Genomic DNA, 584 nt, shown 5'->3' on the forward strand with positions numbered 1-584 from the left:
CACCCCGAAGCGGACCAGGAACGCCGACGCGCCGAAGGTGGCCGCGTTGATGAGCAGCGCGGTGGTCGGGCTGATCTGGCCGATGGCGGCACCCAGCAGGTAACCGGCGACCTGCGCGGCCTGGCTGGCGCTGGCGTTGAGCGACAGCCCGAGGACCAGCCGGTCACCGGTGAGGATCTGTGCCATGAGCGCGGACTTGGCGGCCTGGCTCGGTGGGTTGGCCAGGGTGGTGAGGAAGAGCAGCGCGAGGATGACCGGCACCGGCAGACCGGGGATGGCGATGAGCAGCATCAGCGCCATCCGGATCAGGTCGCAGGCCGCCATCACGCGCCGGTAGGGGTAGCGCTCGGCGAGCGCGGCGAGCTCGTCCACCTTTCCGGAGCCGACGAAGGTCGCCGGGTCGGGGTGCGGCCGGTTCTGGACGACCTCGTCGGCGACGGCCAGGCCGTCGGTGTCGGCGAGCCGGCGCAGCTCGGTGAGCGAGGTGTCGGAGCCCGGTCCGCTGCCGGTAACGCCGTCCTCCCCGCGCACCGCCACCAGCACCGCCGTGGGGCGCTCCACGCCCGGCCTGGATCCCAGCAACC

The 584-nt window shown here is 72.9% G+C and carries 1 protein-coding gene; it reads right to left on the reverse strand.

Going from position 1 to position 584, the window contains the following annotated elements; all coding sequences use genetic code 11:
• The coding region (locus tag SM447_RS29590; protein ID WP_474576153.1) for an HflX-like GTP-binding protein at positions 1-582 on the reverse strand (582 nt) is incomplete at its 3' end.
• Between the last annotated feature and the right edge of the window lie 2 nt (positions 583-584).

It is taken from the genome of Micromonospora aridisoli (assembly GCF_056150025.1).